Consider the following 21,166-nt stretch of genomic DNA (forward strand, 5'->3'; position numbering starts at 1 on the left):
CTACTGTGTCGTACTCAAAGCTGATGGTTTTGTCGGGTGTGGTGAGGCTGCTGCTGGGGCGGCCTAGGGCGTCGGTGCTGAGGCGCGTGTCGTTGCTTTCTCGGTTGGTTACATTAATGTGGATGTTCCTTTATTTCTGATGATTTTTGATGCCCCTTTTATTTGTTCTTTTTATCCCGACCCGTGTAGAAGAGACCACCTAGAGAACGATCTTCAATCTCGGCAATCAGGCTATTTAGCAACAAGGCAACAGCAGCAATGCAGAACCCCATCCAAAAGCTGATGTTGAGGAACTTTATGCCAAGGAGTCCGAGCAGCCCGCAGATCGCGAGTCAAGCCACCGTATAGATCAACCAAGATTTCATGGGCAACCACAGGTCACAGTGTTCGATGCACCACCTGCACCCGCGTCGATACCGAGCGCATTTCAGCCTCGACTGGTACGGCCAGCAGCAGCCTTTACAGTCGCGTCGCTGCCTTTTTTGGCCAACATTTGTTCATACGAGTACATGCGGTAGTTCGAACCGGCAAAGGGGCCTCGGAATAACCGCTTCATGCTGTTGCGGATAACTGATGCTTCGCGACCTGTAAGGCTGGGGGCCAAAGACACGGCCTTCGCTGTTCCCGCGTGCGCCATTCGACCAAGCCCAAGACCAAGAGTTCCATACTGCCCCGCCTTATATGCTGTAGAGCATCTATCTACGCCACCATCAACGTCAAGGAGGTCACGGGCAAGAGGGCCTAAGCCGAATGACACGTCATCGGCTATACCCGTACCAAAGTCAAGTGCAGGTTGAGGAATTGCCGGCATATCGGCCCAGCCGAACAAACCCAGCGGGTCCGCATACAGCAGCGGTGACCCGTTGGCGTATAGGTAGGTATTTATCCCCCCCGCCAACCCAATCGGATCACTAGACACAAACCGCTTCAACACCGGGTCGTAATACCGCGCCCGATAGTAATAAAGCCCCGTGTTGTCGTTTTCTCTGCTGGTGTATTGGTTCGGATTGTTAGCGCTGTCTGGCCCCACTGTCTGGCTCTGGCCGTAGGGGCTGTAGGCGTAGCTGTTTTGAATATTCGCGTTGTCATCATCAGCCAATTGCGCGATCACGCTATTGAGCGCATCGGTCAAATAAATACGACTGTTAGCGGCCTCTTTATTGCCGTCGGCGTTGATGGCGATTCTGGCTATCGTCTCGTCCAAACTCAAACCGGTGAGCAGTCGGTGGCTTAGCTTGCCGTCTCTGATTTCACCTAATGCTTGCGCGCCTTCGTAGAGGTATTGCACGGTGGTGGGGGCTTGGGTGCCTTGTGTGATGGTGCTTTGGATTCTTCGGCCGAAGGCGTCGTAGCTGAAACTGGCGCTTAGTACGGTGGTGCTGGTGTTGCCAGTATTGCTGCTAATGGTCTTGCTTTGATTCATCTGGATCAGACGGTTGTTTGCGTCCCAAGCGTAGGTGGTTTTGTCTTGGCGACCTAGGGCGTCGGTGCTGAGGCGGGTGTTGTTGCCTTCTCGGTTGGTCACGTTAATGTGGAGGTCACATTAACGTGGATGTCCTTTTTGCCTTTGATGTCCTTTTTGCCTGTGGATGTCCCTTTTATTCAGCACTTTTGTTGGCCGTGTCAATAGTTCAAATGATTGAAAGAGAAAGTTGTTTCCTCCCACACCTCCTCGGGAAACTCACCGCTTACAACCCTTCTTCGAGAAATTTCGTTGCTCTTAAAATCGAGCATCGCACTATACGAGCCAGCCGCATCTCCTCCGCTAATAAGCAATCGAAATCCGTGAGCAGGAAGTTTTAGTAAAGAAATTTTGCTAGGATTTCCAAGGTCCGCATACGCGGAGAGCGGAATAAAAAAATTCTGACCGTTCCTAAAAACTGTAATTGCCTTGATGATTTTTTTGGGTGGTGACGTCTCATCACCACCCCACATATACGCTTTGCTGTGGGCATAGTCGTTAGTTGGCTCAATTGTTTCAACTGCGACGTTCACCAAATCTGAAGTTCCTAAAGCGATACTGTCTTTTGCGACACCATCTTTAAAATTTATCTCTAACGCAAACGTTGACTCAACAAATAACGAGAGCATCAGGGCAAGAATAAATACCAATGATTTATTCACGGCACCACTCGCAATACACGATCAGCACTATTGTTAATTTGATTTCTTATATTGGGGCCAAGAATTACGCAACCGTGCGATGCATCATTCGCAGCATTATTTCCATGAATACGAAATAGATCGCGCCCAAGGGTGTCTGTACCAGGCTTTGGCGTCAAATTCATTGTGTTTGGCCCTGTGTTGGAGCTGTAATGACCGGCACCTATATCGTATGTTCCTCGAGGAAGTGGGCCTACATTTGAAACATTTTGCATCGCTGGATTATTTCTTCCATTACTGGTTCCCGCATAGCCAGTGCCAACATTCGCACTATTACCATTTGAATCTACGTGCGTCGTTTGCCCCGTTGACTGGCTATACACCCAGTCAAGTCCACGCGGATCAACATAACTTAGCGGATTACCCCCCACATACTGGTAAGTATTGAGGCCCCCCGCCAACCCAATCGGATCACTAGACACAAACCTCTTCAACACCGGGTCGTAATACCGCGCCCGATAGTAATAAAGCTCCGTGTTGTCGTTTTCTCTGCTGGTGTATTGGTTCGGATTATTTGCGCTGTCTGGGCCAACCGTCTGGCTTTGGCCATAAGGGCTATAGCCATAACTGTTTTGAATATTCGCGTTGTCATCATCAGCCAATTGCGCGATCACGCTGTTGAGCGCGTCGGTTAGGTAAAGGCGGTTATTCGCTGCGTCTTTATTGCCGTCGGCATTGATAGCGATTCTGGCTATCGTCTCGTCCAAACTCAAACCGGTGAGCAGTCGGTGGCTTAGCTTGCCGTCTCTGATTTCACCCAAGGCTTGCGCGCCTTCGTAGAGGTATTGCACGGTGTTGGGGGCTTGGCTGCCTTGTGTGATGGTGCTTTGGATTCTTCGGCCAAAGGCCGTCGTAGCTGAAGCTGGTGCTTAGTACTGTAGTGCTGGTGCTGGAACTGGTGTTGCCAGTAGTTCCAGTGGTGCCGGTATTGCTACTAATAGTTTTGCTTTGATTCATCTGGATCAGACGGTTGTTTGCGTCCCAAGCGTAGGTGGTTTTGTCGTTGGGTTCAAGCTGGTTTTGCTTTTGCGTTAGGTTGCCGTTTTGATCGTAGCTTAGGCTGTAGCTTATGTCGCTGCTGCCTGCGTTCGCGCTGGTGCCAGTGCCGGTGAAGGTAATGCTGCGCATGCGATTAGCGGCGTCGAAGCTGGCGCGCATTGGGGTGTCTTGGCTGCCTGTGCCGTTGCCGTTCAAGGTGGTTTTGGCGATGCGCTGGCCTGCGGCGTCGTACTGGTAGTCGATTTGTTCTATCAATTGCTCGTTGGCCGTGCCTTGTGCACATTAACGTGGATGTCCCTTTTGTTTTTGTGAGGTTGCCGTTTTGATCGTGGCTTAGGATCAAGTGCGCGGCATCAACTGCGTGACTTGCAACGTGAATTCGCTAATGTGGATGTCCCTTTTATTCCCTTTTATTCGCATCAACAACTAATCGCTCATCCAAGTCCTTACAAAAGAGTTAGAGCGCTTGTTCCACCAAAAATAAGAACTTGCGCTTTCTTTCTTGAAATAACTTACTGCATCATTCGAAATTTTAATTTCAGATAACTCTCCATCTTTGCAATTCCAATAACCTTTCCCACATGCAGTTTTATACTTACCCGCGGAAACTTTATTTAGCCCCGTGACCTGTAAAAATGACTTGTCTTTTATTTCATCCAGTTTATAAACCTTCTCAGTTTTTTTTATTTGAGACAAAAAAACAAAAAGACCTAAGCGATTGCCTCGATCCGATACAAGTATCATCGCTTGATCAAGGAACCCATCCCCATTGAAATCGCCTTTTACTGCTGCGAATCTTTGTAGGTCATCGTTACGCCAAGCGTCACTCAGCTCTAAATTGGTAGGTAGACGCCAGCCAGTCGGCAAATCTGCACTTTCAGCGAATCCAGATTGCACACCAAACAAAAGTACAACACCAATTAGTATGAGTTTAATATTGACTTCGATCGAAACCATTCAATGCACCCCCGGTATAAATCCAGTGCTACCGCTGGCTGAGGGACGTGTCTGCATGTGGTAATGGTTACGTTCTTCTTGCCCCCAACTGCTAGATGCTGGAAAACATTGTTTAAAGCATTGTTCAGTTTTTGAACGCGTTAAATTAGGATTAGAGTTTTTGCCCACATCGCATGCTTGGCCTGTTTCATGCGCACTTCCTCGGCTATGACCGCCTTCTTGACCAGCAGTAACGGTTACACCAGGCCCAGGATTTGCTCCTCCAACGCATATCGAAAAACATGTCAGCGCAGTACCTGTTGTGTCGTCTACCGGTTTTCCTGCTTTTTGTGTGTATCGATAATTAGCCGATGTATCACCCCATCTGTCAAACCCCAATGGATCCAAATAATTCACAGGATCCCCCTCCACATAGCTGTAGCTATTCATCCCCCCAGCCAACCCAATCGGATCACTAGACACAAACCGCTTCATCACCGGGTCGTAGTACCGCGCCCGATAGTAATAAAGCCCCGTGTTGTCGTTTTCTCTGCTGGTGTATTGGTTCGGATTATTGGCGCTGTCTGGGCCAACCGTCTGGCTTTGGCCGTAAGGGCTGTAGGCGTAGCTGTTTTGAATATTCGCGTTGTCATCATCAGCCAATTGCGCGATCACGCTATTGAGGGCGTCGGTTAAGTAAAGGCGGCTATTCGCTGCGTCTTTGTTGCCGTCTCCATTGACGGCGATTCTGGCTATTGTTTCGTCCAAACTCAAACCTGTCAGCAACCTATGGCTTAGCTTGCCATCTCTGATTTCACCCAAGGCTTGCGCGCCTTCGTACAGGTATTGGACTGTGGTGGGGGCTTGGGTGCCTTGCGTGATGGTGCTTTGGATTCTTCGGCCGAAGGCGTCGTAGCTGAAGCTGGCGCTTAGTACTGTGGTGCTGGTGCTGGAACTGGTATTGCCAGTAGTTCCAGTGGTTCCAGCGGTGCCGATATTGCTGCTGATGGTCTTGCTTTGATTCATCTGGATCAGGCGGTTGTTTGCGTCCCAAGCGTAGGTGGTTTTGTCGTTGGGTTCAAGCTGGTTTTGCTTTTGCGTTAGGTTGCCGTTTTGATCGTAGCTTAGGCTGTAGCTTGTGTCGCTGCTGCCTGTGCTTGTACCAGTACCAGTACCGGTGAAAGTAATGCTGCGCATGCGATTGGCGGCGTCGAAGCTGGCGCGCATTGGGGTGTCTTGGCTGCCTGTGCCGTTGCCGTTCAAGGTGGTTTTGGCGATGCGCTGGCCTGCGGCGTCGTACTGGTAGTCGATTTGTTCTATCAATTGCTCGCTGGCTGTGCCTTGGGCTTTGAGGTATTTGATTTGACTTAAGCGCTCTAAACCGTCGTAGCCGTAGGCTTGGGTGATGAGGTCTTGCTGGTTGCCGGCTTGGACTTTTCTGGTGGCTAGGCGGCCGGCGCTGTCGTAGGTGTAGCTGGTGCTGTGGACTTGGGTGCCTGTGCCTGTGCCTGCTCCTGCTCCCGTGCCCGTTCCCGTGCCTACGCCAAAGCTGCTGCTGTGGCCCAGCAGTCGGTCTGCTGCGTCCCAGCTGTAGGTGGTGACTTCTGGCTTGATGATGCCGCTGCCGCTGAGCGTTCGGGTGCTGACTCTGCCTAAGCTGTCGTACTGGTATTGCAGGCGGTGGCTGCCGGCGGCTGTGGTGCTGTCGGTTTGGGTGATGCGGTTGGCGGCGTCGTATTTGGTGGTGTTGACGCTGCTGGGGTCTCTCACTTCACTCAAGCGCCCGACTGTGTCGTACTCAAAGCTGATGGTTTTGTCGGGCGTGGTGATGCTGGCAACTTGACCGCGCTCGTTATAGCTGCGGGTTGTGACTTGGCCTTTGCGGTCTGTGGTTTTGATTGGGCGACTGAAACTGCCCCACTCAAACGTGTCGCTCTGGTTTAGGGCGTCGGTTTTGCTGATTACGCGGCCTTGGCTGTCGTAGCTGTAGCGCTCAATTTGCACGCCGGCGGTGTTGGTGACGGCTGTGATTCGCCCTGCGGGGTCGTAGCTCAGCTGGCTGGTTTGACCTAGTGGGTTGGTGCTGGTCGTTAACTGGTCGATTACGTTGTACTCCGTCTGGCTGGTGTAGCCGAGCGGGTTGGTGCTGCTGCTGGGACGGCCTAGGGCGTCGGTGCCGAGGCGCGTGTCGTTGCCTTCTCGGTCGGTGATGAGGCTTAAGTCGCCTGCGTTGCTGTAGCTCAAGCTGATCTGGCGGGCTGCTGGGGCGATGCTGCTGGCAACGCCTGCGCTGACGACGGGCACGCTGGGGCTGTTAATTTGTGCGGCCAGTGTTGCGCTGCTGAGCAGGCCTTGGGCGCTGTAGCTAAGGCGGGTTTGCAGGCCGACTTCGTTAATGGTTTGCGTCAGATTGCCTTTGCTGTCGTAGCTAGCGCTAGAAAAAATCGGTGTGTAGCTCAGCGCTACGCCGCCTTGGGTGCTGGGCTTTTCTAGCCAGAAACGGGTGGTTTGGCTGGGTTTGTTGCTGGCCGTAAACAGGGTTTCGGTGCGGTGGCCTAGGGGGTCAATCGTGGCGGTGCGGTTGCCGAGGGCGTCGTATTCAAACTTCGTCTCGCGGCCCAAGGGGTCTATGCTTTTGGTGAGTTGCTGTTTCGGGTCATAGATGAACTGGCTGCGCTGACCCAACTCGTCAGCAAACGCGGTGATCACGCCGCGGGCGTTGAAGGTGGAGCGGGTGGTGGTGGCGTCGGGCTGGGTCACGACGGCTTCTTGCACCGTGCCGCCGTAGAAACGCCAGCCTGCGGCGCGGTTGTCTTCAGAGTCGGTGTCGGGGCAGGTGCCGACTTCTGGCGCTGTGCAGGTGCCGCCACTGCAGGTTCGGCTGGCCAATGACTGGCCGGCGCGGCAGCTGTAATCCCAGACTTTGGCGGGCAGGCTTTGGCCGCTTAGCTTGACTACGCAGGCGCCGGTGCGGCGGTAAGCAAACTGCCAGGTCTCGCCGGTGGCGGTGGTTTGTTTGAGGATGCGGTCGGTGCCGTAGCTGTTGCGTGTGGGCGTAGTCGAGCTGGGGTAGAGGACGGAGGTGATGCCTTGGTGATTGTTGTCGATGATCTCGGCGCTACAGGCGGTTGCGCCGTCAGGGTTGGTGAATGTGGGCAGGCTTTGGTAGCTGTACTGGGTCACCCGGCCTTGGGGGTCGGTGATCTGGTTTACCCGGCCATCGGCGGTGTAGCCGTAGTCTTGGTGGCGGCCGGTGTGGTCGGCTAGGCGCGAGACAAAACCGTTGCTGCCATAGCTGGCGCTGATGCCGCGCCCGTCCAGCCCGCTAATGCTTTGAATGCGGCCATTGCTTTGGCGGCTGATGCTGGTGGCAACACCGTTGCTGTCGATGATTTTGGTGACGAACAGCGGTGGGCCGCCGCGAATTAGGCCGGGGATGCCGGGAAAGGGTTCGAACTGCCAGCGCGTGCCGTCTTTGAGCACCACTTCCCAGCGCTCGGCGCTGAGCATCTGGGCGTAGGCGCCGCTGTAGCGTGGGTCGTTTACTGGGCGGTATTTGGTGTTGTTACCGGTGCCTGTGCCTGTGTTATCGGCCACCATGTTGACGAACTGACCACCCGGCATCACCAAGCGTTTTTGCTCGCCGCTCATGGGCCAAAAGCTAATGTCGTAGCCAAACGTCCAGCCATAGCCAAAGCTGGTCACCGTACCGGCGCGGTTGTTAAAGGCGTCGACTGGGTTGTAGTGCAGAGTAGTTTGTACCGGCGCCAGACCGCCAATCGATAAGCCGCTGCTGCGCGCCAGCGCTTGGCCGGTGAACAAGCTCACCGGGTTGCCGGCGTCGTTGGCCGGCGTGCCGTCTTGGCCACCGCAGGTGGGGCAAGGCTGGGGCGGCGTTGGGTTGGGCGGACAACTCAGGCTGAACAAGCCGCAGACACCGCAAAAGCGGGTAATGCCTACGCCGGGGTCGCTGGAGACGGTTTTACCGTCCGCGCTGACAGTGCCTAGGCCGGCCATTTTCCACTCGCCGGTGCCGCCCATGGGGCTGCCATCAAACCACCAGATGTCGACCTTCTCGCCGGGCTCTTTCTCGGCGACGTTGGGCAGTGTGACAGGAATCGGCGCGCTGGGGATGCCGCCCATGGGTGTGCCAAAGTAGAGCTGATAAGCCTCTTTCATGGGGAATGGCGGTGCGCCCACGGGGAGCTTGTCGGGGTCGATTCTTTGCACCGCGATGCGGGGTTTTTTGACGCCATCCCAGCCGACAATGCTCACGCCAGCGGGCATGGTCACGGCAAAGCCGGGGTAGCGATCGTCGGTGATTTGCTGGTCTTGGACGGCGTTATCAATTTGTTTGAATTGCTCGTCGGTGGGCGGTGCGTTGATGACCCAATCGGTGAGGGTTAAGACTTGATTGGCGGCTAACGTCACATTAAACGGCCAGATCGGGTAGAGCGGATTAGCGGGCGTGGCATCAAAGCGCAGCGTGGTGACACCGGGGGCCAGGCCAGTGAGGGTGAAGTTACCGGCCGCATCGGTGACGACTTGGTTGGTTGTGATGTCTTGGCGGGCGATGATGCCGGCAATGCCTGCGCCAGCAGGTGTGACAAAGCGGCCTTTGACACCGGTGAGCCCCTCTTTGCTGACCACGCGCACGCTGATGCTGCTTTGGCGTACCCACGGCAGGCCGTTTAAAGTGGCTTGGGCTGTGAGGGTGACGTTGGCACTGGCATTGGCATTGGCGTTGGGACTAGTTAATGCCGCGCGGCTATCGGCTAGCAAAGTCAGGCGGCCGGTTTGGTAGGCGCTTAGCGATGGGGGATCGAACTGCGCGGTCACGCCGGCTGGCAGGCCAGTGGCGGTGAGTTTGGCCAAACCTTGAAAATTATTCGTGCCCACGCTGGCCAAGTTGAGCACCACGCTGGCGCTGGTGCCTTGAATCACATCCAGCATAGACGGGCTGGCTTGGAAGCTGAAGTCTTGCTCGCGCAGCACAGTGAACGGCGCGCTTTGGGCTGAGCCCAAGCTGTTGCTAACGGTGATGGGGCCGGACTGCGCCGCGTCAGGCACTTTAACCACCAACTCTGCCGTGCTGGCTGACTGCACCACAGCTGGCACGTTGCCGGCAAAGGTGACGGTGTTGCTGTTATTACTGTTGCTATTGTTGCCATTGACTGGTGCGGTAAAGCCAATGCCGCTGAGCGTGACCAGAGAGCCGACTGCGCCAGCGTTGGGTGAGACGGCGGTGATAGTGATGCTGGTGGGGGCGGGGTCGGTCACGCTAAAGCTGAGCTGCCCAGACGCGAATGGCGTGGTGTTGGTGTTGGCGTTGGCGTTGGCGTTGGCATTAGCGCTGGCACTGGCAGTCAGCACTACGCTGCCGGCGCTAGTGGCTTTGAGGTTGACATTAACGCTGCTCAGACCGGGGTTGATGCTCACGCTGCTGGGGTATTGCAGGGCGGCGGTGCCGTTGCTAGAGAGAATAATCACAAAAGCTTGTGCGCCAGCAGCATACGGCGCACTGATGCTGACCGCGACGCTCTCACCCGTGGTCAGCGCCGTTTTAATCGCCGAGAGGGCCAAAGGCAATGGACTGCCAACTGTGATGCTAGCTTGCCCGACCACTGCGCTAGGCGTGGGGTTGCCGTAGGTGGGCAACACGGTTTGGCTGGCGCTTAGCAGCGTCTCGCCGGTGGCCAGGCCCGTCACGCGGCCTTCTGCGCTGACCGTGGCGGTGGCCGGCGCAGCGCTAGTCCAAGCCGTGCCTTGGCTGGCGGTGATGTCTTGGGTGCTGCCGTCCGAGTAAGTGCCCATGGCTTGGACTTGCGTGCTTTGGCCGGGCGAGACCGACACGGCAGCCGGGGTGAGCGCAATGCCCACGATCTCAGGGGCGACGACGGTGACCACTGCGTTGACAGCGCTGCCGTTGAGGGCGGCGCTCAGATAGGCTTGGCCTAGGCTTAGCGCCGTCATGGGAATGTCTACGCTGAGCTGGCCCGCAGGAATCGTGACCTGCGCGGGTAGGCCCAAGGCGGCGCTGTTGCTGTTGACCAGGCTCACTAAGGCCGGCGCTTGGGGGGCGCGGTCTAGGGTGAGCCGCAGTTGGCCGAGCTTGCCTTTGGGCAGGTCTTGCGTAGCCGGCTCTAGCGCCGCAATGCGCGGCGGCGGCAGCGTGATGTTGACCGCCACCGAAAGGCTTGCGCCATTCAGGCCGACAGTGAGTTGGGTGCTGCCAGCAGCCAGCGCCTGCACGCTGACCGCCTGCGACACCACGCCAGCGGGTATCACAAATGTCGCAGGCGCCCTCAGCAAGCTGGGGTTGGCGGCGACTAAATTGATAGTCACAGCACTGCTTTGCACCGCGTTGAGCCGCACCGTGAAGTTGCCGCTAGCGCCCTCTTGCAAAGCCAAGGGACTGGGCGACACCTCGGCAATCGCAGCCGGCAGGGGCGAGACCAGCACGCCGGCGCGCTGGGTCGAACCATTCAAGGTGGCCACTACATCCGCCCGGCCCACGGCCAGTGCGGTGACGGTGAGGTTGACTTGCGTTTGCCCCGCTGGCACCAGCACCGTGGCGGGCAATTGCACAATGCCCGAAGGCGCTGCGGCTAAGGCCACGGTGGTGACGCTGCTTTGGGCGTTATTGAGCTGGAGCAGCAACTGGCCATTGGCACCGACGATCAAGCTGCTGCTGGCTGGCGTGAGACCGGCTAGCGCTGCCGGCACGGGCGTGACCTGCACAGCGGACTCTACGCTGCTGCTGCTGCTGCTGAGGCTGAGCCTGGCAGCTATCAAGCTGTTGCCAACATCCAGAGCGCTGACATTAAAGCCGACTTGGCTGGCACCGGCGGGCACCACCACGCTGGCGGGCAGGCTGACGATGCCGCTGGTGCGCGTGAGCAAAGCCACCGTGGTGTCGCTGCTTTGCGCCGCCGAGAGCTTGACCACCAACTGCGCGGTGCTGCCCTTTTGCAAAACCAAGGTGACCGGCAAAACCGACACCACCGTCGGCGGCACCGGCACCGGCACCACTTGCACTTGAGCCGAGGCGCTGGAAAGGCCTGCAGCATTGTTCAGGCTGGCGCTTATCTGGGCGTTGCCCACAGCCAAGCCTTGGGCGGCAAAGCTGGCCGTGGTTTGACCCGCGGGGATGGTGACGCTCGCCTGCACGCTGACCTTGGTGCTGTCAGAACTCAGCAAGGCTACCCGCGTGTCTTGCGATTGATTCGGTGCAATGCTCAGTTGCATTTGGCCAGAGGCGCCCTGCTGCAGCGTGCTTTGGATAGGCAGCAAGCCCATGAGCTTGGGCGCTGCGGGGGAGACATTGACGTTGGCAATTGCGTTGGAACTGGTGCTGGAACTTGCGCTGGAACTGGTACTGGAACTTGCGCTGCCACCGTTAAGACTAGCCGTCACGCTAGCTGTGCCTACCGCTTGAGCTTGCACGGAAATAGCGACACTGGTCTGGCCAGCGCTAAAAGCGACGCTATTAGGCAGCGTGAGCACAGCAGTATTGCTAGAGACCAAATCAATGCTGCCAGCACTGCTGGGCGCGGGCGTAAGGGTGGCAGTCAACACCGCGCTGCTGCCATTGGTCAACGCCAAGGGATTCGGGACAAGTAGGCTAATGCTGGCAGGCGGCAGCGGCGCCGCGCCGGCCACGATCTTGTAAGTAAAGCGCACCGGCGTGTTGCCCAGCACTTTGACCATCACCAAATTACGCAGCGGGCGGGCATTAATCGGTTTTTGAAAACTAGCCAGCGCCACACCATTGGGCGAGAAAAAGTCGCTGCTTGAGGCGACTTTGACCAAGTTATGCCAAATTTCGATGCGCACCTGCTTGCCGTTGGGCAGGTTGGCGGACGAGTTTTCAATAACCAAGGTAAAAGGGCCCGCGGTGTCGCGGCCGGGGGAGTAAACATCGATATCCGCAAAAGCCATGGAGCCCACGCTTTTAGCGTTGGGGCTGATGCTGGCCGTCTTGGGGCCAAAGACTGTGCTTTGCGCGGCATGTGCGGCTTGAAGCGGCAGCAGCGCAAATATCAGCGTCAACATCAGTGTCAATACCAGCGCCTGCACCAACGCCACAAGAAAACCCCAGCCGCCCAGCACGCTTGTCACACCTGTCACACCTGTCAATAAGCGCAAAAACCCAAGCGCATGGCGCCCCGCAAAGCGGCTGCGGGCTGGCGTTAATTCTTGTGACTGGGCGAGCCGTGACAGTATTTGCTGTCTTTTTTTAGGCCATATAACTTGAACAGCCGTCTGCACATTCGATGCAAGTTGACGAAACAGCGATAAAAGAAACAGCGATACAAAACTGTTCTTCGATTTGTTGAATATCCAAGCCACAAGCCACTCCGGTTAAATCCGAGTGGAAATTATTAACTTCTTTCGTCTCTAAAATCGAATCAATATAGAACACTTACTTTTTTAAACAGCAAAGTAACAAGGTGGAATAAAGCCTCTTTACTTTTAGATGTGTGCCTACGTGCCAAGTCCCTAGGCGTCTGTATATATACGGACAGCATTCACATTTGATTGAAAATTTTTAGCATTATTGAATGCGAAATTAAACTTAGTGAACTAGGCATTGTTCAGTTAAATAAAGATCTGGCAGCAGCTTTACTACTGAAGTTACGCATTGCGTGTAGACCATTAGAAATACTGCTTAGACGACTAAACCTCGGGCGACACTGACTTTGAAATACGCTGTTATTGATGGTGTTTATTTTTCATAGATTAATTCCTGCACACTTATTTATGCATCAATAAAAAACCACTAAGGGCTTGCGCGCTTAGTGGTTTTTTTAGTTTTAGCGTTGACTTTTTTTAGTCTTCGCTGAGCTTCATATTCGCTGGCATACCCAGACTAGGGTCTGGCAGTGCCATCGCTTTAGCTAGTCGGCCGCGCCTGCTGGCTAGGAAGGCAGACAGACTCACGCCGACTAACAACAACACGCAAAAGCCTATGAAAGTAGCGCTAATGGGCCGAGTGACAAACACCGTCATATCGCCGCGTGACAGCAGCAGCGCGCGGCGGAAATTTTCTTCCACCATGGGGCCGAGTACAAAGCCTAGCAATATCGGCGCTACCGGAAACTCCAGCACCAATAGCAGTGCGCCTATGACACCAAAAGCCAGTACTTCCCAAATACCAAACAAACTGTTTTGCGTGCTGTAGACACCCATGGCGATGAAAAACAGCGCCGACGGTAACAGGTATTTGTATGGCACTTGCAGCATCTTGACCCAGACACCAATCATTGGCACGTTCAAGATGATGAGAATGACATTGCCAATCCAGAAGCTGGCAATCAAGCCCCAAAACAGATCCGGGTGTTCTGTGATGAGTTGTGGTCCTGGCTGAATGCCTTGGATCAGTAGTGCGCCCAAAATCAAAGCCATTACCGCGTCGCCGGGTATGCCCAGGCTCATGGTGGGGATGAAGTCAACTTGCGTTTTGGAGTGCGATGACGCTTCTGGTGCGGCTACGCCGGCAATCATGCCGGTGCCAAACTTCTCTGGTGTTTTAGAGATTTTTTGCTCTAATGCGTAAGCAATGAAAGTTGTGATGGTCGGGCCTGTGCCCGGCATGGCGCCGAACAAAGTGCCCACCAGTGTGCCGCGCACCATTGGCCAGAAAGCGATTTTGAGTTCTGCCATGCTGGGGCGCATGTCGCGAAAACTGAGCTTGGCATTGCTGGTGACAATCGTCATACGATTGATGTTGATCAAAAAATCAGCTACGCCAAACAATCCCATTGAGATGGCGACAAGCTCTAAACCGTCACCTAACTCGGTCACGCCAAAACTAAAGCGCAAGCTGCCGCTGTTAACGTCAGTACCCACCGCGCCGCAGAGCAGACCGAAAAGTGTCATGGCAATGCCTTTAAGGGGCGAGCCGCGTGACATGGTCGAGCCTGCTAGCAGGCCTAAGAGCATGATGGAAAATAATTCTGTCGGACCAAACTTAAACGAGATGGCGACCAGTAATGGAGAGGCAAAAACCATCACCAAAATACCAAACGATGCGGCAAAAAATGACGAGATCATGGTGATGCCCAAGGCCGTACCGCCCTTGCCGGCACGGGTCATGGGATAGCCGTCCAGACAGGTCACTGCATGTGGTGGGTGCGATGGCAAGTTAAGCAAAATCGCACCAATCGCGCCGCCGTATTGCGAGCCATAAAAAATACCCGCCAACATCAAAATGGCTGGCACTGGGTGCATGGCATAAGTCAGCGGCAGCAGCATGGAAATAGCTGACATAGCACCCATGCCCGGCAGTACGCCGATCAAGTTTCCTATTAACACGCCAAAAAATGACCACATCAAATTGTGGCCTTCAAAGGCAACACCAAAGCCGAACCAGAGGTCGTGAAGCGATTGTGAAATCATTTGAATTCCCAGCTAAATAAAGGCATTTGCATGTGAAGCGCCCATGAGAAGACGACAGCGGCAACAACCACCATGGCCAGTGATATCAGTGCGGATTGCTTGAGCGTGTTGTTTCTGTCGCCGAGTGCAGAGATGAAGGTGATGGCAAAAGCTGCTGGTACCAAGCCGCAGTAGTGACCTAAAAACAAAAAGGCCAGAATCGCAACAACGATGCAAATACCGCCGCGCATATCGGGAATGCCCGCTGCGTGACCGGGAATAACGGGGCCAGCCGGTTTGCCTGCGTCGGTGCGTGCAGACGCTGCAATCATCAAACCAATTAAGGCTAAAAGCACGCCTAATGCTGTGGGGAAAAATCCCGGACCCATGCGGCCCAGAGTGCCTAGCTTGTAGCCGGTTGCAGCATAAGCCGCCGAGCAACCGACAAAAACCATTAGCGCGCCGCCGTAATAGTCTTTTTTGAATTTTGCGTTTATTTTGGCTGCGTCGGCAGCGGCTGGATGATGAGTGGTCGTTGCGGTCGTGTTCATTGGGTTTTACCCCGCATGCCGCTAAAGCTGCATAGTTTGAAATTTTTCATTTTTATTCGCTCCTGGTGTTGGCCTTTTCTTGGTCGTGAAAAAGGCGAAAACCGATCTTAAAAATTCAAACTTTCAAGCCGCTTTCTTATTTGTTTTTTAGCTTCAAAATACGTGTAATTACTAACCCTAAAGCACTGCAATTCAAGGGTTTGTACGGAGTTTTTCTGTGATTTAAAGAAATTTTTTTGGCTGTTAAGCTGCCGAATTTAAGGCGGAAAATCTTATTCTTTAGTATTTTTTAAACCGACGTAGCGCATGTCTTTATTTGCGCTGCTCGCCCCAAAGAGTCGCCAAAGGCGCTGCCCAAATACCGCCGCCTAGCGGTAAAGTCTCAGTTCCGTCGTAGAGCAGTACGCCCAGCTTGAACTGCTTACCCGCCATGCTGGCGAGTTTTCGCAAACCCCGCAGGTCTGCTGCGTTGACGCTGGCAGACGCTTTGACATCTATGCCGAGAATATGGCCGGCGGCGTTTTCTATCACCACATCAACTTCAAACTTGTCTGCATCTCGGTAATACAACAAGCGGTAGTCACCATCCGCGGTGCTGCTGTGCTTTAGTAATTCTGCGTAGACAAAACTCTCTAGCAAATTGCCAAAGCGAGTTCTGTTGTGAGCAATTTCGCCGCTGCTCAAGTCAACTAATGCTGCCAGCAGACCAGAGTCTAAAAATTGCAGCTTGGGTGTTTTTACCACGCGACTGAGCCGATTCGGCGCCCAAACATCAATCCGTTTGAGTAAATAGAGTTGCTCAAAAATACCGATGTAGCGGGAGACTGTTTTGCCATCCAGACCGAGTTGCGCACCTAGCTGCGTGTAGTTGCACATTTGGCCGGCGGTCTGCGCTAGTGCGCGTAAAAAACGCGGCATTTTGGCTAGGTTGGCAATCTCAGCTAATTCGCTGACGTCGCGCTGAACTATCGCATCAATATATTGCCGCGCCCAGGTCACACGGCGTTTGGCTGAGGCACGCGTAAGCGCTTCTGGATAGCCGCCGCGTAAGACGCGCTCAACCAGATTTAGACCTGTATCAGCGACGCTTGCACTGAGAATTTGACCGGCAAAAGCGCTGTCAATCCAGTTGGCTTAGCGGGACTCGATTTCGCTTTGCGACAAGGGCATTAGCAGCAATGTTTCCATGCGGCCAGCCAGTGAATCGGCGACTGTTGGCAGCAGCATTAAATTGGTTGAGCCGGTCAGAAGAAATCGACCGGGTCGGCGGTCTTCATCAACACTTTTTTTAATCGCCAGCAATAACTGGGGTGCGCGTTGAACCTCATCTATCACTGCCCGGTCCAGGCTGCGAATCATGCCTGCGGGATCTTGTCGCGCGGATAGCAGCGTCAACTCGTCGTCCAATGTCAGGTAGTGCATGGTTTGCCCGGCCGTCTGGCGCACCAGTGTCGTTTTGCCAGTCTGTCTGGGCCCGGCTAGCAAAACTACCGGTGTGTCCAGCATGGCTTGGGCGATACGCGAGCTGATGTGCCGTGTGTATATGGGTGGCAAGTTCATCGCCAGATAGTACAAGAATCTCGGAATCTGACACCATAAATTTCGGAGTTTATGGGTGTGTATCTCGGAATTTCAGGGCTTAAATCTCGGAATATAGGGGCGTAAATGTCGGAGTGAAAGGGCGTAAATCTCGGCAGATTAAGCCGTAAATATCGGAGTATAGGGGCGTAAATACTGGATTTAAAAGACGTAAATTTCGGAATGAAGGGGCGTAAATCTCGGAATATTCAGACTTATATTGCGCCATCGCATGCCCAAAATAGAAGAATTTAAAGGCCTTTTATACGGACAGTTTTTCAGCCGGCAGACACAGTCTGGCGCGCAAGCCGCAGCCGCCTTCTGGCCGGTTTTCTCCGTCGCTAAGCACGATCTCGCCGCCGCTATGCCGGGCATAAGCTCGTGCAATCGCCATGCCCAGTCCGGCGCCGTGGCGGGCCGATTGACCGGGTGCGGGTTGCAGCGGTTTGCCGGCGAGTTGGGCGAAGCGCTCAAACACGGCTTCACGTCTGTCGGGCGCAATGCCGGGCCCGCTGTCAGACACTTCTATGCAAGCCATGCCATCTGTCACAAAAGCCGATACCGTGATGCTGCCGCCTTTTGGTGTGTAGGCGATGGCGTTGTGGATGAGGTTTGACAGGGCTTCATGCAATTGCGCCTCATGTGCGTTGGCGGGAACTGCCATGCTGCTCGCGCTGACTGAATCTACTGTCGATTGGGCTGTGTCGTTTTGAGCGGCATTGCTTGGCAGGGCAGGGTTAAGCTCATGGCCTAGTGCAGCTTCACAATCGGTCTGAAAGTTTTCTTCAAATTGATCTTCAAAGTTGTCTTCAAAATCAATCTCGCCGGCGTCTTCTCCGCGTGCATCAACCCAGCCTAAATCTTGATTTTTTTCATGGGCTAAGGGCAGATATTGCAGCACTACCCGGCGCGCTAGCAGGTTAAGGTCTAACAAGATTGGCAGATTAGCTTCCTGTGGCTCGCTGGCGTGGGCCAGTGCCAGCAGTTGCTCAGACAGCCGCCGGCTGCGCGATAACTGCGTAATCATGGCGCGCAGACTTTCTTGCATGTGGCCGATGTCGGTTTGGCGTAATGCATAAGCGGCCTGGGTTTGCATTATGGCCAAAGGGGTGCGCAGTTGATGTGATGCATCAGCGAGAAATTCAGCTTGGCGCGCTAAAACCTTTCTATGGCTGAACATATGATGATTGATCGCTTCGACCAGCGGCGCAACTTCGTGCGGCACGGCGCTAGCGTCTAGCGGTTCCAAGTCCTCAGGTGGGCTGGCCAATACTTGTTGGCGCAGCTGCTTGAGAGGACGCAAGGACCAAGCCACTCCTAGGCCTATGAGTAAAACCACCAACACCAGCATGCGCGCATCGCGCAGTAACTCTTGGCGCAAAGAGTCATCGCTCGCCTGTTGGCGTAGGCCTGTGCTTTCTGCTGCTTGAATCAATACATGCCAGGGCTTGGCATTGCCGTCCAGCACGACGCGCTCTAAGGCTACTACGCGTACTGGGTAACCGCGGTACTGACTGTCGTACCAGACGGGCGGGCTTTGTACTGGGTTAGCTGGATCGCTTCCTTTTAGGTCTGTGCGCATGGCCAGTGGTATCGGCGGTAAATCGCTCACACCTATTAATGTGACGCGGTTTGTTGCCGTGCTGTCAGCGCTTAAATGATAGGGTTGTAGACCAACATGCAGGTGTTTGTGCTGGGTCCGAATTTCTTCAAACATAGACTGCACATCAAAAGCTGCTTGCACGCGTATGGATCCGTTGGCGGCTAAACCTATGCTGCTCTCTAATGCGCTAATGGGCTCTAGCAGCGCTTGATCGTAAGCGTCTTGTACGATTTTTTTCAACGCGCTGTAATCGTTCCAGCTATCAAAAGCCAGCATGGCCAACATGCCGGGCACTAACAAAATTAACAGGCGAGCCCGCAGACCAAAGCCGAGTTTGGTTTTCTCAAGCCGCGGTGACATTGACTGAATTTGCTGGAGGGTTAAAAAAGCAGTGTGATGTTTACGCTGTCACAACTAAGCAATTGCCGCGGGCTGGGTGACTGTGTTGCTGTCGGTATTTTGGGGTACTGCTTCAAGCATATAGCCCAGTCCCCTGACGGTGACTATGCGTACGTCGCTGTCGGCGAGCTTGCGCCGCAGTCTATGCAGCACCAGCTCTATGGCGTCTGGCCCGGCGTGGCTAGCTTGCGGAAAGACTTTGCTAGAGAGTTGTGATTTGCCGACCGGAGAGCCACTGCGCGCTAGCAGCGCCGCCAGCGCAGCGCTTTCGCGCGGCGTGACTTGCAGCAAGTTGCCGCCCAATGTGAAAGCGCGGTTTTCAAGCTCAAACGAGAGCGATGCGCAGCTGAGTGGCGCATGCGGTCGGCCACGGCTGCGACGCATCAAAGCGCCTAGTCGGGCTTCGAGTTCTTCGAGCTCAAAAGGTTTACTCAAGAAATCATCCGCACCGACATTGAGTCCGCGTACCTTGTCTTGCAGCGAGCCCTGAGCCGTCAGCACCAACACCGGTGTGCGCTTACCGGCCTTGCGCATATCCGCCAGCAAGTCCAGACCATGCCGATCAGGCAAACGCAAATCGAGCACTACCGCGTCGTAGTCGGTACTGGCCATCAACGTTTCTGCTGTTGCGGCGTCACCCGCATGATCGGGCACAAAGCCGCTTTGCTTGAGCGCGCGCATCAGCCATGCGGCCATTTCTTGTTCATCTTCTACTAAAAGTATGCGCATTTTGAGTACCCGGTGAAAGTGATAAGTATGCTTATTTATTAATATCGCCTAGGCAGAGGTACTTCATTTCGATGTACTCCTCCATGCCGTGGCTAGAGCCTTCGCGGCCCAGACCGGACTGCTTGACGCCGCCGAACGGTACATGCTCAGTGGCGATCACGCCGACGTTAATGCCCACCATGCCGTATTCCAAGGCTTCGGCCACGCGGTAGATGCGGCCAATGTCGCGGCTGTAAAAATAGCTGGCCAGACCGAACTCGGTGTTGTTGGCCGCGTCGATCGCTTCTTGCTCGGCCTTGAATCTAAACACTGGCGCGAACGGGCCAAAGGTTTCTTCCTTGGCGCAAAGCATGTCTGGCGTGGCGTCTGAGATCACTGTGGGCTCAAAGAATTGACCGGCTAAGCGTTTACCGCCAGCTTGCAGTTTGCCGCCTTTAGCGAGTGCATCGGCCACGTGCTTGGCAACTTTTTCAAGTGCCGCTTCTTCGATCAGCGGGCCTTGCGAGACGCCGTCTTCAAAACCATTACCAACTTTAAGCAATTTGACCTTGGCGCTGAACTTGGCGACGAATTGATCGTAAACAGCGTCCTGCACATAAATGCGGTTGGCGCAAACGCAGGTCTGGCCGGCGTTGCGGTATTTGCTGGCCATCGCGCCTTCGACGGCGGAGTCGACATCGGCATCATCAAACACGATGAAGGGCGCATTGCCGCCCAACTCTAAGGAGAGCTTTTTCACCGATGGCGCGCTTTGCGCCATCAATATGCGGCCGACTTCGGTGGAACCGGTAAAGCTCAGGTGGCGCACGATGTCGCTGTCGCAAATAACTTTGCCAATCGCAATCGAGTTATCGTCGTCAGCGCTAAGTATGTTGAGCACGCCGGCTGGAATGCCCGCGCGAACCGCCAGTTCAGCCGCGGCCAGCGCGGTTAGCGGTGTCAGTTCTGCGGGCTTAATCACTACCGTGCAACCAGCAGCCAGTGCTGGTGCGACTTTGCGCGTGATCATGGCGAGTGGGAAATTCCACGGCGTGATAGCGGCGCAAACGCCTATCGGTTGCTTAATGACCATCAGGCGGCGGCTGTTGTCGAACTGGGGCAGGGTTTCGCCATTGACGCGTTTGGCTTCTTCAGCAAACCACTCGACGAAGCTCGCACCGTAGGCGATTTCGCCCTTGGCTTCGGCAAACGGTTTGCCTTGTTCGGCGGTCATGATGCGGGCCAAATCATCTTGGTTGGCCATGAGAAGGGCAAACCATTTCATCAAAATCGCATGCCGCTCTTTGCCGGTCTTGTTGCGCCAAGCTGGCCAAGCCGCATTCGCCGCATCGATGGCGATGGTTGCATCGGCTGCGGTGAGGTTGGCGACGTCGGCCAACTTGTGGCCGGTGGCTGGGTCCAGCACATCAAAACGTGAACTGCTACTAATCCATTTGCCACTAATTAACGCGTCAGTCTTAAACAGGCTGGGGTCTTTGAGTTGGGCCAGGGGAGAGGTTTTCATGTCCATGAGAAGTCCTTTAATAGTTGATGTGCTGAGTCGGTTTAGGGTCTATTTCGACTGCTTTGGCATTGCTTTTTTATCTCATACTTCAAAGGTCGAGCATAGCGCCTATCTGCTTGGCGTGAATTTCTCAAGCGTTTGCGTCCCTATGATCCAAGGACTGGTGAGAAGGCTTTGCGCTAAGCATATGCACGGACCAAGTGATCAAGCACGGCACAAACTTATAATCAATCACATTCCAAAATCAGCTAAGCGCCACCCCAAAGGCCGGCCGGCTTTTCATGGTTCCCCTTTAAAGCACCCAAGCACGGCTTGCGGCACTGG

At 54.7% G+C, this 21,166-nt stretch carries 13 protein-coding genes; all 13 read right to left on the reverse strand.

From position 1 onward, the window contains the following. Window positions 1–427 precede the first annotated feature (427 nt). The 13 genes from HC248_RS05330 to HC248_RS05390 all read right to left on the reverse strand — a co-directional run bounded on the left by HC248_RS05330 (window position 428) and on the right by HC248_RS05390 (window position 20,848). A complete protein-coding gene (locus HC248_RS05330) occupies window positions 428–1,525 on the reverse strand; it encodes an RHS repeat-associated core domain-containing protein (RefSeq protein ID WP_168921602.1) in 1,098 nt (365 codons plus the stop codon). Between the two features lie 98 nt (window positions 1,526–1,623). Continuing rightward, the gene (locus HC248_RS05335; protein WP_168921603.1) at window positions 1,624–2,124 is read right to left on the reverse strand and encodes a hypothetical protein; all 501 of its coding nucleotides are present in this window, start codon (window positions 2,122–2,124) and stop codon (window positions 1,624–1,626) included. Beyond that, on the reverse strand, window positions 2,121–2,954 hold the full coding sequence (locus HC248_RS17635; RefSeq protein ID WP_238342728.1) for an RHS repeat-associated core domain-containing protein: 834 nt from the start codon (window positions 2,952–2,954) through the stop codon (window positions 2,121–2,123). The genes HC248_RS05335 and HC248_RS17635 overlap by 4 nt, the downstream gene beginning before the upstream one ends. After that, a complete protein-coding gene (locus HC248_RS05350) occupies window positions 2,917–3,417 on the reverse strand; it encodes a hypothetical protein (RefSeq protein ID WP_168921604.1) in 501 nt (166 codons plus the stop codon). The genes HC248_RS17635 and HC248_RS05350 overlap by 38 nt, the downstream gene beginning before the upstream one ends. A 171-nt stretch (window positions 3,418–3,588) precedes the next feature. Next, complete coding sequence (locus HC248_RS05355) at window positions 3,589–4,119, reverse strand: hypothetical protein (RefSeq protein WP_168921605.1); 531 nt, start codon at window positions 4,117–4,119, stop codon at window positions 3,589–3,591. Next, window positions 4,120–12,246, reverse strand: coding sequence for an RHS repeat-associated core domain-containing protein (locus HC248_RS05360; RefSeq protein ID WP_168921606.1), 8,127 nt, complete (start codon window positions 12,244–12,246; stop codon window positions 4,120–4,122). Window positions 12,247–12,930: 684 nt separating this feature from the next. After that, window positions 12,931–14,499 carry a tripartite tricarboxylate transporter permease gene (locus HC248_RS05365; protein WP_168921607.1) on the reverse strand — a complete coding sequence of 523 codons (1,569 nt, stop codon included), beginning with the start codon at window positions 14,497–14,499 and terminating at the stop codon, window positions 12,931–12,933. Beyond that, the gene (locus tag HC248_RS05370; protein WP_168923684.1) at window positions 14,496–14,933 is read right to left on the reverse strand and encodes a tripartite tricarboxylate transporter TctB family protein; all 438 of its coding nucleotides are present in this window, start codon (window positions 14,931–14,933) and stop codon (window positions 14,496–14,498) included. The genes HC248_RS05365 and HC248_RS05370 overlap by 4 nt, the downstream gene beginning before the upstream one ends. Window positions 14,934–15,341: 408 nt before the next feature. Continuing rightward, window positions 15,342–16,028 (reverse strand): ATP-binding protein, encoded by a 687-nt coding sequence (locus HC248_RS17465; protein WP_202882422.1) that lies wholly within the window; start codon window positions 16,026–16,028, stop codon window positions 15,342–15,344. Window positions 16,029–16,163: 135 nt separating this feature from the next. Beyond that, window positions 16,164–16,583 (reverse strand): AAA family ATPase, encoded by a 420-nt coding sequence (locus tag HC248_RS17470; RefSeq protein WP_202882423.1) that lies wholly within the window; start codon window positions 16,581–16,583, stop codon window positions 16,164–16,166. A gap of 286 nt (window positions 16,584–16,869) precedes the next feature. Continuing rightward, window positions 16,870–18,570 carry a sensor histidine kinase gene (locus HC248_RS05380; RefSeq protein ID WP_168921608.1) on the reverse strand — a complete coding sequence of 567 codons (1,701 nt, stop codon included), beginning with the start codon at window positions 18,568–18,570 and terminating at the stop codon, window positions 16,870–16,872. Between the two features lie 54 nt (window positions 18,571–18,624). Then, complete coding sequence (locus tag HC248_RS05385) at window positions 18,625–19,338, reverse strand: response regulator (RefSeq protein ID WP_168921609.1); 714 nt, start codon at window positions 19,336–19,338, stop codon at window positions 18,625–18,627. Between the two features lie 31 nt (window positions 19,339–19,369). Continuing rightward, window positions 19,370–20,848 carry an NAD-dependent succinate-semialdehyde dehydrogenase gene (locus HC248_RS05390; protein WP_168921610.1) on the reverse strand — a complete coding sequence of 493 codons (1,479 nt, stop codon included), beginning with the start codon at window positions 20,846–20,848 and terminating at the stop codon, window positions 19,370–19,372. Window positions 20,849–21,166 lie beyond the last annotated feature (318 nt).

Source organism: Polaromonas vacuolata, from assembly GCF_012584515.1.
GTDB classification, from domain to species: Bacteria; Pseudomonadota; Gammaproteobacteria; order Burkholderiales; family Burkholderiaceae_C; genus Polaromonas; species Polaromonas vacuolata.